Source organism: Flavobacterium sp. B167r, from assembly GCF_056824315.1.
The window spans coordinates 3,162,793-3,178,700 of the sequence record NZ_CP124859.1; the positions used below are offsets into that span (position 1 = coordinate 3,162,793).

Below are 15,908 nucleotides of genomic sequence, written 5' to 3' on the forward strand. Positions count from 1 at the left end.
ATAAGTATCGTTATGAAACTATATATAAAATCATTAGAAACGTATTTAATTTTAATATGTTCTTTTATCTCGGTTTGTGCTTCGGCACAACAAGATCCCGAATATACCCAGTATATGTATAATACTATGGCGGTAAATCCAGCGTATGCTGGATCTACCGGAACCATAGAAGCAGCACTTTTATATCGTTCTCAATGGGTCGGAATGCCTGGCGCTCCAGAAACACAATCTTTCTCTATTCATTCTCCTCTTAGAAATGAACAATTAGGATTAGGTTTGAGTATTGTAAATGATAAAATCGGACCTTCAAATGAACTATATCTTGACGGAAATTTCTCTTACTCATTGCCTTTGGGGTATGAAAAAAGATTAGCTTTTGGTATAAAAGCTGGTACGAGAATGTTAAACGTTGATTGGTCTAAAGGAAGATATTATGACAATGATGATGTTTTGTTAAATCAGAACATTAATAATCAAATGAAACTAGCAGTAGGAGCAGGTATTTACTACTATACAGAAAAATGGTATGTAGGACTTTCAGTTCCAAGTTTTATTCAGAATGATTATTATGACGATGTTCGAGAATCTATTGATTACGATCGTATGCACTACTATTTAATGGGAGGTTATGTTTTTGATTTAAATCCAAATTTGAAATTTAAACCAGCATTTTTAGTAAAAGCAGTAAGCGGTGCGCCACTTACAGCAGACATATCGGCAAATTTCATGATTCAAGAAAAGTTTGTTATAGGAGGAGCATATCGAACAGATGATTCGGTAAGCATACTGGCAGGTTTTCAAATCTCACCAAGTTTCTATCTTGGATATGCTTTTGATTATACTGTAAGCCAATTGAATAAATACAACGATGGTTCACACGAATTCATCTTGCGTTATCAATTTGTGAAAAACCAAAGCAAAATTAAATCTCCTCGATTCTTCTAAAACCAAAACTTATGAGAAAACTATATATCCTATGTTTAATTTTGAGCGTTACGTTTAGTTTCGCTCAAAAAACTAATTTAAAGAAAGCCGATGCTTTGTTTAGAAACTTCTCGTATTTGGATGCCTCCAAAGCTTACGAAGAATGTTTGCAAAACATAAAAGATCCATCAGCTCAGACTTTGAAGAACGCGGCAGATTCTTACTATTTTATTTCTGATTCAAGAAATGCACTTAAATGGTACAAAAAATTGTATAAAGTGCAAGGAAATAATCTAACTGATATTTACTATCTGCGTTATATTCAATCTATGAAAGCAGTGATGGATTACGATGAAGCAGACAAAATCACAAAAGAATATTTGGATAAAAAAGGTGATAAAACGGAGATTAATAAGTATGTTGTTCAAAAGAAATACATGGACAGCGTTGCAAAAGCAAAGCCTCTTTACACCATTAAAAATTTAGATATTAATACTAATAAGTCAGATTTTGGAGCAACATTTTTTAAAGATAACGTAGTATTTACATCAGCTCGTGACACCACAAAGTTTAGCGAGAAACTGTACACTTGGAATAATCAGCCTTTTCTTAATTTGTATCTAGCAGAAAGAAATCCGGCAGATGGAAGTTTATTCAACGAGACTGTTTTTCTTCCAAATGTAATGACCAAATACCATGAAGCAACAGCAAGTTTTGATAGTCAAGGAAAAACAATTTATTATTCGACCAATATTGTAAAGAAAAACAAACTGGTAGTTGATGAAGCCAAAGTCAATAATTTTCAGATTGTCAAAGGGGCAATTGTCGATAATAAATTAGAAAATCCGCAGAAAGTATTTTTTGACAGCGATGATTATTCTGTAGGACATCCATCATTAAGTGAAGATGGGCAATTGCTTTTCTTTGCTTCAGATATGCCTGGAGGATATGGAGAAACAGATTTGTACATGGTAAAAATTGCGGCCGACGGAACTATGAGCTCGCCTCAGAATCTTGGGCCAAATATTAATACGATTGGTAATGAAGTGTTTCCATTTTATCAAAACGGAGTTTTATACTTTTCTTCTGACGGACATTATGGTTGGGGAGATTTAGATGTCTATGAAAGCAAGTTTTTGGCAAATGGAAGTTTTTCAGCACCAAAGAATCTTGGAGCACCAGTCAACAGTAACAAAGACGATTTCTCTTTTATAATTGATAAGACAAATGCTTACGGTTATTTTTCTTCTAACAGAGCAGGAGGAAAAGGGGATGATGATATTTATTCTTTCGTAAAAGGAAAACCAGTTTGCAACCAAAGCATTTCTGGAATGGCTATCGATCACAAAACGAAAAAGCCTCTTACAGATGTTACGATAATGGCGTATAACTCTTTTAGCGAAGTTTTAGGTGAAACCAAAACAAATTTTGACGGAAAATATGCTATTGAAGTTCCTTGCAACAAAGTAGTTAAAATGATTGCTGCAAAACCAAATTACAGCAGTGATGATAAAACAGTAGAAACAACTAAAGAAAATGGTGGCGAAATAAAAGATGTAAATTTTGAATTGAGCAATTATGATGACTTAGTTGTCAAAAAACAAGGAGTTGAAAAAGTCGATGTAAATCCAATTTATTTTGATTACAACAAGTACGATATTACGCCAAAAGCAATTGAAGAATTATCTAAAGTTGTCTTTATTATGCAGAAATTTCCAAATATTAGAATCAAAATTGAATCGCATACAGATTCACGCGGAAAAGATTCGTACAATTTGAAACTTTCAGACAATAGAGCAAAATCTACACGTGATTATATTCTTTCACAAGGTATAGATGTTTCTAGAATTGAAAGCGCAATTGGATACGGAGAATCTCGATTAGTCAATAAATGTAAAAATGGTGTAAAATGTTCTGAAGAAGAGCATGCGCAAAATAGACGTTCAGACTTTATCATTATTCAAAAATAATTTTATATTTTCGCTGTAAAGTATTGGTTTTCAGTTTAAAATATAAAACGTCGAAACCATTTGGAAGTTGGTTTTTATTAATTCTTTTTAAGAATAATGGACAAGGAGAAAATCAGACTGCATGAATTTGCAGTCTGATTTTTGATTTTTTAAAACTTTCATTTTTTCTGCATTTGAACAAAAATAAATTCTAATTTTGATATTCAGTTTTTCATTATTATAATCTGCAATATTTTACTATTTATGAGCATTCAAGAGACCATTCAAGCATTACGAAATGAACTTAATCAGCACAACTATAATTATTATGTGTTAGACAATGCCACAATTTCAGATTATGATTTTGATATTAAGCTTAAAGAACTACAGGATTTAGAAAGCAAGCACCCAGAATTTTTTGACGAAAACTCGCCAACTCAGCGAGTAGGAGGAAGTGTTACCAAGAATTTTAAAACAATTGCACATCAATACAGAATGTATTCTTTAGATAATTCTTATTCTAAAGAAGATCTTCTAGATTGGGAAAACCGTATTCAGAGAGTTTTAGGAAACGTAAATCTGCAATATACTTGTGAATTAAAATATGATGGAGCCTCGATAAGCATTACATACGAAAACGGAAAATTAGTTCAAGCCTTAACTCGCGGAGATGGTTTTCAGGGAGATGAGGTTACAAATAACATCAAAACCATAAAATCGGTTCCGTTGCATTTAAAAGGAAATTATCCTGATAAATTTGATATTCGAGGCGAAATTATTCTTCCGCATGCTGGTTTTGAAAAAATGAACCAAGAATTAATAGAAATTGGAGAAACTCCATATTCAAACCCAAGAAATACAGCATCAGGAAGTTTGAAATTGCAAGATAGCGCTGAGGTTGCGAAACGACCTTTAGAGTGTTTGCTTTATTTTGTAATAGGAAACAATCTGTCCTTCAAAACACAATATGAAGGATTAGAATTGGCTAGAAGCTGGGGATTCAAAGTTCCGAAAGAAGCAAAATTAGCCAATAGCATGAATGAAGTTTTTGACTTTATTGACCATTGGGATACTCACCGCCATAATTTACCTTATGAAACTGATGGTGTTGTGGTAAAAGTTAATAGCATTCATTTTCAAGAAGAATTAGGATATACTTCCAAATCACCACGTTGGGCAATTGCTTATAAATTTAAAGCAGAACAAGTTTCAACCAAATTAAAATCAATTTCATATCAAGTAGGAAGAACGGGAGCAATTACACCAGTTGCCAACTTAGAGCCTGTGCAACTTGCGGGAACTATTGTAAAAAGGGCGTCTCTTCATAATGCCGATCAAATTGAAAAATTAGATATTAGGATAAATGATACTGTTTTTGTTGAAAAAGGCGGAGAAATTATTCCAAAAATCATAGCAGTGGATTTAGAAAAACGTCCAGAAAATTCAGAGAAAACACATTATATTTCATATTGCCCAGAATGTCATACTGAATTGGTTCGAAATGTGGGCGAAGCCAATCATTATTGTCCTAATTTTTACGGATGTCCTCCGCAGATTATTGGAAGAGTGCAACATTACATTTCAAGAAAAGCAATGGATATTGAAGGGCTTGGAGGAGAAACTGTTGCTTTACTTTTCAAAAATGGCTTAGTGCACAATTATGCTGACTTGTATGAATTGAAAGTCGAAGACATTCTGCATTTAGAAAGAATGGCTCAAAAATCAGCTGAAAACTTGGTAAATGGCGTTCAGAAATCAAAAGAAATTCCATTTGAAAGTGTATTATTTGCTCTAGGAATTCGTTTTGTCGGAGAAACTGTTGCCAAAAAACTAGCCAAACATTATAAAAGTATAGATGCTTTAAGCAAAGCTTCTTTAATGGATTTAGTTTTGGTTGAAGAAATTGGAGAAAGAATCGCCAAAAGTGTGATCGAATTCTTCGAAAATGAAGAAAATCAAAAAATTATTGAACGTTTAAAAAGTTATGGAATTCAATTTGAAATTGAAGAAAAAATAAACCCAAATGCTACTGATAAATTTGTTGGAAAAACTTTTGTGGTTTCTGGCGTCTTTAGTCAATTTTCTAGAGATGAACTTAAGAAAGCCATTGAAGATAACGGAGGAAAAGTAGGAAGCTCAATTTCTGCAAAAACAGATTTTGTAGTGGCAGGAGATAATATGGGGCCAGCAAAACTGGAAAAAGCAACTAAGTTGAACATCATCATATTATCAGAAGAGGATTTTATAAACAAATTGAATGAAGCCTAACAAACCATCATTAATTTTGTTCTTCATCGGCTTGTTTTGTACAGTTATTTTTGATTGTACAGAACAAGATGTTCTTGCGACATATGCAAAAGCTATCGTTCTCCCCGCTATTTTTATTTATTATTTAATTAGCAGTGAGTTCGAAATCGGAAAAACAGAAGGTTTAATTTTTTTCTTCTGTTTTGTTGGACAAGTTTATGATTTAATGGATGTTGAAACCTCTGAATTAGGAGGAGTCTGCAGTTTTCTGATTGTTTACAGTTTAATCGTCACCTTATTTATTCGGGAACACGAAAGAATAAAATTAACCAGACGTGATATTCTGCCGATTTCTATTGTAGTGGTTTTTATCGTCTATTTGTTAGTCTCTGTTTTGAGCCTGCAGCTGGACAGTATGAGAAAATTTATACTACTTTACACCATTTACGGAATCATTTTAAGCGTTCTCAGTTATTTTTGTTTTGTGAGTTACATTACAAAAGGAACACATATAGCATTGTTAATGTCACTTATGGCAGTAAGCTACATCTTCTCTGATATTTTTTATATTTTTAATGAATATTTCTCGTATTCAATTGTTTTAGTTTTAATACGAGATACAACTCAAATTCTAGCTTATTTCTTTATGGTAGAATACTTTTTAGAAAAAGCTAGAATTCAAAAAAAGACTATACAACAATAGTTGCGCTTTGGTTAGTATGGGCTTTGTCTTTATCAAAATAGAAATCGATACGGCCTAAATTAATTCCGTAACATCCAACTTGATTTACTAGCACATCTTTTCCAGCTTTATTTTTTACAATTGTAGGTTTGTCCAAGAAAGTGTGAGTGTGTCCTCCAATAATTAAGTCGATATCTTGAGTTTGTTCTGCAAAAGTCAAATCACTAATTTTTGTCGGTTCATCTTTGTATTTGTAACCTAAATGCGAAAGGCAAATTACCAAATCACATTTTTGTTCTTTTTTCAAAAGATGTGTCATATCCTGAGCAACTTCAACAGGATTGTTGTAAACTGTTTCCAAATACAATTTTTTATCTACTAAACCTTGCAGTTGAATTCCAACTCCAAAAACACCAACTTTAATTCCGTTTTTATTAAAGATTTTGTACGGTTTCACATGTCCGTCCATAACCGTATTTTTAAAATCATAGTTAGAGTTGATAAAATCGAAACTTGCGTGCGGAAGTTGCGCATACAATCCGTCAAGACCATTATCAAAATCATGATTTCCAATTGTAGAAGCATCATATTTCATCATGCTCATCAATTTGAACTCTAATTCGCCTCCATAATAATTAAAATATGGCGTTCCCTGAAAAATATCTCCAGCATCCAATAAAAGGACATTCGAATTTTCTTTGCGGATAGTTTCAATCAAAGCTGCACGACGAGAAACGCCACCTTTATTAGGATTACGCGGATCATCAGCAGGGAAAGGATCGATATGACTGTGCACATCATTAGTATGTAGAATCGTTAAATGCTTAATATCGTTACTTTCAAAACTGCTCAAAGACAATCCTAAACTTAGTAGGGCAGTACTCGCTGCTGTTTTTTCGATAAACTCTCTTCTTTTCATTTTGTATATTTTTTGCAGAAATGCTTTGCTTGTTCTTTATAATTTTTATTCCTCTGTGATTCTGATATTTTTAGGAGCAACAACAGTGTCTACTTCTTTAAAATAATCAATCAATACATCTCTAAGTTTGTAGTTTAAGTCAAACTTTTGAGTGCTTTTTGCAAAGAAAGTCATGCTGTCGCCTCCATTTGCTAAATAGTCATTTGTAGCAACATAGTACGTTTTGTTTAGATCAAGCGGTTTGCCTTGTACCATGATGTTTTTTGCCTTATTGTCTTTTGTAATTGTAAACGTCATTCCAGACAATGGTTGAGGTTTTTTCTCCTTAATAATATAAGCAGCAATTTCTGAGATCTGTTCTCCCTTTAGAGCCATAACAACCAAGCTATTTTCAAAAGGCATAATTTCGAAAGCCGATCTTGTTGTAACATTTCCTTTTGGAAGAATAGCGCGAATACCGCCATGATTTAAAAGACATAGATCAATGTCTTTCTTTTCGCGAGCGTTAAAAACGATGTTTCCTCTCTGTACACAAACATCAGCTAATAGGCTTCCAATGCCAGTCTGCCATTTTCCAGTGCTTTTGTCAAGAGTTTCAGGGCAATAAGCCAAGACATTGTCCAAATCTTTGTTAATGTGATCGCGATAAGGCTTAATAAAGTTTTCAATTTCAGGAGTTTCCGCAGCCTTTTCGTTAACTTGAAGTTGTTTTCCTTCAATTTTTGTTAAATTGTAGTTATTCTTACTACAGGAAGAGATTAAAAAAAGTGTTAAGAATATAACAAAAAGTTTTAAAAATCCGTTATACTTTTTTAGTTTTACCATTTTAAATGCAACTTAAATAATTAATTTTGTAATCTGGTAAAAGTACTATGTTTTTGAATTATATAAAGGAGTTTTTTGTAAAAAAATCATTAAATGATAATTTAAATAATGAAAAAAGCGAAGTCTTTACTAAAAATATTCAAACGGTTGGTTTATTGATAGATGAAAGCAATTTTGAATCTTCAGAAGCACTAATAAAGGAGTTAACGCTCCACGGAATTGCTTCAGAAAATATAAAAGTTGTTGCTTACAGAGAGAAATTCAAGGAAAAAGAGACCTATCCTCGCCCAACTTTTGGTGAAAAACACATCAATTGGAGGGGAGAAATTACAGAAGGTTTCTTGACTGAATTTGTAAATTCAGAATTTGATCTTTTATTAAGTTATTATGATGTGGAGAATATCATTTTAAAATTGATTACAAGCAAGTCAAAAGCTAAATTTAAAGTCGGATTCTCTGCTGTAGATCAAAGATTAAATCGTTTGATGATTAGTACAGAATTAGGAAGCTATAAACTGTTCATTTCGGAATTGTTTAGGTATTTAGAAAAAATAAAATAAATTAATTAATAATATGCAATCATTGATAGGAACTGGTGTTGCGCTTGTGACGCCATTTAAAAAAGATTTTTCAGTTGACATCGAGGCTTTACAGCGAATTGTAAACTTCTCTATAGATGGTGGAGTGGAGTATCTTGTTGTGATGGGAACAACAGCAGAAAACGCAACCCTTACAGCAGATGAGAAAGAGTTGGTTATAAAGACTGTAATCGATGTAAATAAAGGAAGATTGCCTCTAGTTTTAGGAGTAGGAGGTAATAATACTATGCAGATTGTTGAAGAATTAAAAACAAGAGATTTTGCTGCTTTTGAAGCAATATTATCTGTTTCTCCATATTATAACAAACCAACACAGGAAGGAATTTATCAGCATTTTAAAGCAATCGCTGAAGCTTCTCCAGTTCCTGTAATCCTATATAATGTTCCGGGAAGAACGGCAAGCAACATGCTTCCTTCAACTGTGGTGCGTTTGGCTAATGACTTTAAAAATGTTGTGGCAATTAAAGAAGCTGCAGGAGATATGGCTCAAGCTATGCAAATTATTAAAAATGCACCAAAAGATTTCTTAGTGATTTCTGGAGATGATATGCTGGCGCTTCCAATTGTTTTGGCAGGTGGAGCAGGAGTTATTTCTGTAATTGGACAAGGTTTTCCTAAAGAATTTTCAGAAATGATTCGTTTAGGATTAAATAAAAAAGCGGTTGACGCGTTTAAAACACATTATTTCTTGTCAGACAGTATTGATATGATTTTTGAGCAGGGAAATCCAGCAGGAATCAAACAAATCTTCCAAGCGCTTGGAATTGCTGAGAATACGGTTCGTCTTCCTTTAGTTTCTGTTGATGATTCGTTAGCGACAAGACTAAATGAGTTTGTAAAAAACAGCATTAAATAATTGTTAAAGTGCTAGTATTTTAAGATACTAAAAAATTATTTTGCAGTAGCTAAATTAATAACTAAATTTGCCACCGAAACTTCGGTGCCATTTCACTTTGACATAATTGTCTGAGAGATTGTAATAACAGTAAGAAAATGAAAAAAATAGTATTGCTTTTAATTGTTGTAACTCTTTTTTATTCTTGTGGAGAATATCAAAAAGCGTTGAAAAATGAAGATGTTGCAGCAAAATTTGAAATGGCAACAAAAATGTATGATGCTGGTAAATATACAAAAGCGATTCGTCTTTTTGAACAGTTAGCAACTTCGTACAGAGGAAAACCTCAAGCAGAAAAGCTGTTTTACATGTTTTCGCAGTCATATTATAAAACAAAACAATATTATTTAGCTGGTTATCAGTTTGAAGCTTTTGTTTCGGGTTATCCAAGAAGTGAAAAAGTACAGGAAGCTGCTTTTTTAGGAGCATATAGCTATTCTAAATTGTCACCAGTTTATAGTTTAGATCAAGCAGATACTGTAAAAGCATTAGAAAAGTTGCAGACTTTTATTGACAATTATCCAAACTCTGAATACATTCCTCAAGCTAATGAGACTGTACAATTGCTAAATGGTAAATTGGAGAAAAAAGCATATGAAAATGCTAAAGGATATAATACAATTTCAGATTACAAATCAGCTTTAATAGCTTTTGATAATTTTATTGCTGATTTTCCTGGAACACCTTTGAAAGAAGATGCATTGTTTTATAAATACGATTCAGCATATAAATTGGCAATTAACAGTATTCCTTCAAAAATGGAAGAACGTTTGCATGTTGCGCAAACAGCTTATGCTAACTTATTGAAGTTTAAAAACGATACAAAATATAAAAAACAGGCAGACGAAATGAATGCCAGAGTTGAAACAGATTTACAAAAATTTACTAAATAAAAGAAAGTCATGGATTTAAAAAAGACGAATGCTCCTGTTAACACAATAACTTACAATAAAACAGTTATTGAAGAGCCAACAGGAAATGTGTATGAGGCAATTACCATTATGGCTAAAAGAGCAAATCAAATTAATTCAGAGATTAAAAAAGAATTGACTGAAAAATTAGAAGAGTTTGCTACTTATAATGATAGTCTAGAGGAAGTTTTTGAAAATAAAGAACAAATCGAGGTTTCTAAATTTTACGAAAAATTACCAAAACCACACGCTTTAGCTGTTCAAGAATGGTTAGACGGTAAAACTTACCACAGAGGTTCAAACAAATAATAGTACAATGTCAGTTTTAAACGGGAAAAAGATTTTACTAGGTGTTTCTGGTGGAATCGCAGCGTATAAAACAGCCACTTTAGTACGACTTTTTATAAAAGCAGGTGCACATGTCCAAGTGATTATGACACCTGCTTCTAAGGATTTTGTAACCCCACTTACATTATCTACTTTATCAAAAAATCCAGTACATTCAAATTTCTTTAATCAAGATGATCAAGATGAAGTTTGGAACAATCACGTTGAATTAGGTCTTTGGGCTGATTTAATGCTGGTTGCACCTGCTACTGCAAATACGTTGTCTAAAATGGCAACAGGAAACTGCGACAATCTTTTAATTGCTGCTTATTTGTCTGCAAAATGTCCAGTTTATTTTGCTCCTGCAATGGACTTAGATATGTACAAGCATCCTTCAACTTTATCAAGCTTCACTGCATTAAAACAGTACGGAAACATCATGATTCCTGCTGAAAGTGGAGAATTGGCTAGTGGTTTGTCTGGCGAAGGCCGAATGGCTGAGCCTGAAAATATTGTAGCTTTTCTAGAGGCTGATTTGGAAAGCAAATTGCCTTTAAAAGGAAAAAAAATACTGGTTACAGCGGGACCGACATACGAAGCGATAGATCCTGTACGTTTTATAGGAAATCATTCGTCTGGAAAAATGGGGTTCGATATTGCTAATGAAGCGGCAAGTCTAGGAGCAGAAGTGTTTTTAATTGCGGGACCGAATCATTTTAAAGCGAAAAACAGTCTGATAAAAGTGGTAGATGTAGTTTCTGCTCAAGAAATGTATGATGCTTGTCATTTGTATTTTAATGAAGTTGACGTGGCAATCGCGGCTGCGGCAGTTGCAGATTACAGACCTAAATTTGTTGCAGATCAAAAGATTAAAAAAAATGATGCAGAATTTTCGATAGAGCTTGAGAAAACAAAAGATATATTGTCTTCTTTGGGTACTATCAAGAAAAATCAGTTTTTAATTGGATTTGCATTAGAAACTGAAAATGAAATTGAAAATGCTAAGTTGAAAATTCAGAAAAAAAACTTAGATTTGATTGTTTTAAATTCCTTACAAGATAAAGGTGCTGGTTTTAAAAAAGAAACCAATAAAGTAACATTTATTGATAAAAATTTTGAAATCGAACCTATGGAATTAAAATCAAAAGAATCTGTTGCGGCTGATATTTTGAATAAAGTTATTGTGCATTTTTCAAAATCATAAATTTAAAATATACGCCGAAAACATAATTTGGAAGCAACTTATGTTTGTAAAATTAAATATTAGACGATTATGAATAAGATAGTTACGCTATTGGTATTTTTAAGCTTTGGTTTTGTGCAAGCTCAACAGCTGAATTGTACAGTGACTATTAATACAGAACGTCTAACAAATCCAAATAATCAGGTTTTTAAAACGCTTCAAACTTCTTTGGCTGAATTTGTTAATAAGACAGATTGGACAGGGTCGATTTTAAAACAAAATGAGAGAATAAACTGTTCGATGTATATTACTTTATCTTCCAACAGTTCAGATCAATTTTCAGGAACAATTCAAGTTCAGTCTTCGAGATTAATTTTTAATTCCACGTATTCTTCTCCGGTTTTAAATTACAACGATAAAGATTTTAATTTCAGATATACAGAGTACGAACCATTGTTGTTCAATCCAAGTACTTACGATTCAAATTTGGTTTCAGTTATATCTTTCTATTGCTATATGATTTTAGGAATGGATGCAGATACTTTTCAAATGGGTGCTGGTAACCCCTATCTTCAAACCGCACAAAATATTGCGAATGTTGCGCAACAAGGAGGTTTTAAAGGATGGAATCAATCTGACGGACTTCAGAATCGCTACTATTTAATTAATGATATGATCGCTCCAACCTACAGTGATTTGCGTCAGACAAGCTATGCTTATCATACAGGATTGGATGCAATGACATTAGACACAAAAGCGGCTAAAGAAAAAATAAAAAATGCATTAATACTTACTGGTAAATTAAATTCGGTTAAACCAAATGCCTTTATAACCCGAGTTTTCTTTGATGCAAAATCAGATGAAATTGTTTCAATTTTTTCAGGAGGACCAAGTATTACGATTACAGATTTAACAGATGTTTTAAATAAGGTTTCGCCATTAAACTCTACTAAATGGTCACAAATTAAATACTAATCTCATTTTTCATTTTTATCTTCGCTAACTTTTTAACTTTTATATTTACAAAACTTGCCCTATGATTACGTCATTGTCAATTAAAAATTATGCTCTTATCGAAAAACTGGCCATAGATTTCTCTAAGGGTTTTTCTATAATTACAGGAGAGACAGGTGCAGGAAAATCGATTATTTTAGGAGCCATTGGTCTTGTTTTAGGAAAAAGGGCAGATCTTACTTCGTTAAAAAATAAAGAAGAAAAATGTGTTATTGAAGCACAATTCGAAATTGGAAAATACAATTTAAAGGAATTTTTTGAAGCTAATGATTTGGATTATGAAGATGAAACAATCATTAGAAGAGAAATTTTACCTTCTGGTAAATCTAGAGCTTTTATAAATGATAGTCCAGTAAATCTTCAAGAATTACAAGATTTGAGTTTGTATTTGATAGACATACATTCTCAACAGCAAACTCAAGAATTATCAGATGAAAATGTCCAGTTTAAAATTATTGATGCCATTGCAAGCAATAATGAAGTAATTGCCGAATATCAAAAACTGCTAAAATCTTATAAGTCAGATAAATCGAAGCTAAATGCTTTGCTTAAAAAACAAAGCGATGCAGGTAAAGAGCAAGAGTATCATACATTTTTGTTGAATGAATTGGTGGCGGCTCAATTAAAATCTGGCGAGCAGAAAGAATTAGAGGCAGATTATGAAAAACTGAATAATGTTGAGATAATTAAAGAATCTCTTGATAGATCTTTGGTAATTGCAAATGAAGAGCAATTTGGTGTTTTTCATAATTTGAATGAAATAAAAAATGCATTGCAAAAAGTTGCTCCGTTTTCTGTAGAATATCAAAATTTATTTGAAAGAATAACGAGCTTAGCTATTGAGTTTGATGACGTTTCGAAAGAATTGCAAAACTCATCAGAAAAATTATTGAATGATCCTACGCAATTAGAGCTAATCAATCAAAAATTGCAATCAATTTATAATTTACAGAAAAAGCATCAAGTAAGTTCTGTAGAAGAATTGCTTCAAATTCAATCAGATTTAGGAAACTCTTTGCTGGAGCTGGATAATATGGATGAAGAAATTGATTCATTGTCTAAAATTATCGAAGAAAAAGCAACAAAATTAGATAATTACGCTTCTAAAATACATGAAAATAGGGTAAATGCAATCCCAAGTTTATCAGCACAATTGGTTTCAATTTTAGAGACACTAGGCATGCCGAATGCTCGTTTTAATATGGAATTGCAGTCTTCTGAGAATTATTTCCAAAATGGAAAAGATGAGTTGCAGTTCTTGTTTTCTGCAAATAAAGGAACCGATTTTGGTTTGCTGAAAAAAGTAGCGTCAGGAGGAGAAATGTCTCGTATTATGCTGGCTGTGAAAGCAATTTTAGCTAAATATTCAAAACTGCCGACATTAATTTTTGACGAAATTGACACTGGAGTTTCTGGAGAAATCGCCATTAGAATGGGAGAAATTATGAAGGAAATGAGTAATACGATGCAAATATTCGCAATCACACATTTACCGCAAATCGCTGCAAAAGGAGATTCTCATTTTAAAGTTTCTAAAGCTACTGTTGGCAACGATACGCTGTCAGAATTGAAGCTTTTATCACAAGAAGATCGAATTATAGAAATAGCTCAAATGTTGTCGGGAGCAAATATTTCAGACTCGGCTTTAAATCACGCAAAAGAATTATTGAATTAAAATATAGAAATGGAGAGTTTGAGTTTTTACGAAAATCAGTTTATAAAAGCAGATTCGTTAATTTCAGAAGGGAATTCGGCAGATGCAAAAGAATTACTGGAAGAAATCTTATCCCAGTATCCTGATTTTGGTAAAGCACACAATCACTTGGGTTGGATTTATTATAACAAGCTGAGCGATTACGAAAGAGGGATTTATCACTATAAATTAGCGATGAAATTTGAACCTAAATATGCAGCTCCATATATAAATTATACTTATTTGCTCATTGATATTGGTCGTTATGCCGAAGCAAAAGAGCATATCAAATTTACAATTTCAAATTTAGAAAATGCGGATAACTCTTCTTATAACAGTGAATTAGGAAGAATGGCAGAGTACGAAAGCAACTATATGACAGCTTATAGCTATTATAAAGAAGCTACGAAAAATGCATTAAACCCAAATTTTATTGACAATATGAAGGCTAATATGAAAAGGGTTAAGGATAAAATGTCTATTTTTGAAAAATTAAAACTGAAATTGAAATAATACAAAAAAAATAATTGCAAGATGATTATAGAACCTAGAATGAGAGGATTTATTTGTTTGACTGCCCATCCAACGGGAGCTGAGCAAAATGTAAAAAATCAAATCGAATACATCAAATCTAAAGGAGAAATCGCTGGTGCTAAAAAAGTTTTAGTAATCGGTGCTTCTACAGGTTTCGGATTAGCTTCAAGAATTACTAGTGCTTTCGGATCTGGTGCATCAACAATAGGAGTGTTTTTTGAAAAACCACCAGTTGAAGGAAAAACAGCTTCTCCAGGATGGTATAATTCTGCAGCATTCGAAAAAGAAGCTCATAAAGCAGGTTTATATGCAAAAAGTATCAATGGTGACGCGTTCTCAAACGAAATTAAAAGAGAAACTTTAGATTTGATTAAAGCAGATTTAGGACAAGTAGATCTTATAATTTATAGTTTAGCTTCGCCTGTGCGTACAAATCCAAATACAGGTGTTACGCACCGTTCAGTTTTAAAACCAATTGGGCAAACTTTTACAAACAAAACGGTTGATTTCCATACAGGAAAAGTTTCAGATGTTTCTATCGCTCCTGCAAATGAGGAAGATATTGAAAACACTGTTGCAGTAATGGGCGGTGAAGACTGGGCAATGTGGATTGATGCTTTAAAAGCTGAAAATTTATTAGCTGAAGGAGCTACAACAGTTGCTTATTCTTATATCGGGCCATCATTAACAGAAGCAGTTTACCGTAAAGGAACTATCGGTCGTGCAAAAGATCACTTGGAAGCTACAGCATTTACTATTACAGATACTTTACAGTCTCTAGGAGGAAAAGCTTATGTTTCTGTGAATAAAGCATTGGTAACTCAGGCAAGTTCTGCAATTCCAGTAATTCCATTATACATTTCTCTTTTATACAAAATCATGAAAGAAGAAGGAATTCACGAAGGTTGTATCGAGCAAATTCAACGTTTATTCCAAGACAGACTTTACAATGGTTCTGAAGTTCCTGTTGATGAAAAAGGAAGAATCAGAATTGATGACTGGGAAATGCGTGAAGATGTTCAAGAAAAAGTAGCAAAACTTTGGTTAGAAGCTACAACTGAAACATTACCAGAAATTGGTGATCTAGCAGGTTATAGAAGTGATTTCTTAAATTTATTCGGATTCGAAGTTGCTGGTGTTGATTATAACGCAGACACTAACGAAGTTGTTAATATTGAAAGTATCAAATAACAATATTTTACTAAG

Annotated in this window: 15 protein-coding genes; 13 read left to right on the top strand and 2 right to left on the bottom strand. The window is 32.8% G+C overall.

Annotated features, from left to right (window positions below; all coding sequences use genetic code 11):
- The first annotated feature begins 12 nt into the window (after positions 1 to 12).
- From QLQ96_RS14160 to QLQ96_RS14175, 4 genes are all read left to right on the top strand, one after another.
- A complete protein-coding gene (locus QLQ96_RS14160) occupies positions 13 to 945 on the top strand; it encodes a PorP/SprF family type IX secretion system membrane protein (protein WP_482491259.1) in 933 nt (310 codons plus the stop codon).
- 11 nt (positions 946 to 956) lie between these two features.
- The gene (locus tag QLQ96_RS14165; RefSeq protein WP_482491260.1) at positions 957 to 2,894 is read left to right on the top strand and encodes an OmpA family protein; all 1,938 of its coding nucleotides are present in this window, start codon (positions 957 to 959) and stop codon (positions 2,892 to 2,894) included.
- 243 nt (positions 2,895 to 3,137) lie between these two features.
- Positions 3,138 to 5,141: an NAD-dependent DNA ligase LigA gene (ligA, locus tag QLQ96_RS14170; RefSeq protein ID WP_482491261.1), complete on the top strand. Its 2,004-nt coding sequence runs from the start codon at positions 3,138 to 3,140 to the stop codon at positions 5,139 to 5,141.
- Positions 5,131 to 5,823, top strand: a complete 693-nt coding sequence (locus QLQ96_RS14175) for a hypothetical protein (RefSeq protein WP_482491262.1) — start codon at positions 5,131 to 5,133, stop codon at positions 5,821 to 5,823. The genes ligA and QLQ96_RS14175 overlap by 11 nt, the downstream gene beginning before the upstream one ends.
- Here the strand turns inward: QLQ96_RS14175 and QLQ96_RS14180 are convergent.
- Both QLQ96_RS14180 and QLQ96_RS14185 read right to left on the bottom strand, forming a co-directional pair.
- Positions 5,810 to 6,721, bottom strand: a complete 912-nt coding sequence (locus tag QLQ96_RS14180; protein WP_482491263.1) for a bifunctional metallophosphatase/5'-nucleotidase — start codon at positions 6,719 to 6,721, stop codon at positions 5,810 to 5,812. The two genes, QLQ96_RS14175 and QLQ96_RS14180, sit on opposite strands and share 14 nt — an antisense overlap.
- Positions 6,722 to 6,766: 45 nt before the next feature.
- On the bottom strand, positions 6,767 to 7,546 hold the full coding sequence (locus QLQ96_RS14185; protein ID WP_482491264.1) for a 5'-nucleotidase C-terminal domain-containing protein: 780 nt from the start codon (positions 7,544 to 7,546) through the stop codon (positions 6,767 to 6,769).
- Between the two features lie 47 nt (positions 7,547 to 7,593).
- Here QLQ96_RS14185 and QLQ96_RS14190 point away from each other — a divergent pair, with 47 nt between their 5' ends.
- From QLQ96_RS14190 to fabV, 9 genes are all read left to right on the top strand, one after another.
- Positions 7,594 to 8,106 carry a DUF6913 domain-containing protein gene (locus QLQ96_RS14190; RefSeq protein ID WP_482491265.1) on the top strand — a complete coding sequence of 171 codons (513 nt, stop codon included), beginning with the start codon at positions 7,594 to 7,596 and terminating at the stop codon, positions 8,104 to 8,106.
- Positions 8,107 to 8,119: 13 nt separating this feature from the next.
- Positions 8,120 to 9,001: a 4-hydroxy-tetrahydrodipicolinate synthase gene (gene dapA, locus QLQ96_RS14195; RefSeq protein WP_482491266.1), complete on the top strand. Its 882-nt coding sequence runs from the start codon at positions 8,120 to 8,122 to the stop codon at positions 8,999 to 9,001.
- Between the two features lie 137 nt (positions 9,002 to 9,138).
- Positions 9,139 to 9,933, top strand: coding sequence for an outer membrane protein assembly factor BamD (locus QLQ96_RS14200; protein WP_482491267.1), 795 nt, complete (start codon positions 9,139 to 9,141; stop codon positions 9,931 to 9,933).
- Between the two features lie 9 nt (positions 9,934 to 9,942).
- Positions 9,943 to 10,260 (top strand): DNA-directed RNA polymerase subunit omega, encoded by a 318-nt coding sequence (locus QLQ96_RS14205; RefSeq protein ID WP_007807938.1) that lies wholly within the window; start codon positions 9,943 to 9,945, stop codon positions 10,258 to 10,260.
- 7 nt (positions 10,261 to 10,267) lie between these two features.
- Entirely contained in the window at positions 10,268 to 11,482 is a 1,215-nt protein-coding gene (coaBC, locus tag QLQ96_RS14210; RefSeq protein WP_482491268.1) for a bifunctional phosphopantothenoylcysteine decarboxylase/phosphopantothenate--cysteine ligase CoaBC, read from the top strand.
- Positions 11,483 to 11,551: 69 nt separating this feature from the next.
- The gene (gene porD / locus QLQ96_RS14215; protein ID WP_482491269.1) at positions 11,552 to 12,436 is read left to right on the top strand and encodes a type IX secretion system protein PorD; all 885 of its coding nucleotides are present in this window, start codon (positions 11,552 to 11,554) and stop codon (positions 12,434 to 12,436) included.
- 61 nt (positions 12,437 to 12,497) lie between these two features.
- Positions 12,498 to 14,150: a DNA repair protein RecN gene (gene recN, locus QLQ96_RS14220; RefSeq protein WP_482491270.1), complete on the top strand. Its 1,653-nt coding sequence runs from the start codon at positions 12,498 to 12,500 to the stop codon at positions 14,148 to 14,150.
- A gap of 9 nt (positions 14,151 to 14,159) precedes the next feature.
- A complete protein-coding gene (locus tag QLQ96_RS14225; protein ID WP_482491271.1) occupies positions 14,160 to 14,681 on the top strand; it encodes a tetratricopeptide repeat protein in 522 nt (173 codons plus the stop codon).
- A 21-nt stretch (positions 14,682 to 14,702) separates the two neighbouring features.
- Positions 14,703 to 15,893 carry an enoyl-ACP reductase FabV gene (fabV, locus tag QLQ96_RS14230; protein WP_482491272.1) on the top strand — a complete coding sequence of 397 codons (1,191 nt, stop codon included), beginning with the start codon at positions 14,703 to 14,705 and terminating at the stop codon, positions 15,891 to 15,893.
- The last annotated feature ends 15 nt before the right edge of the window (positions 15,894 to 15,908 follow it).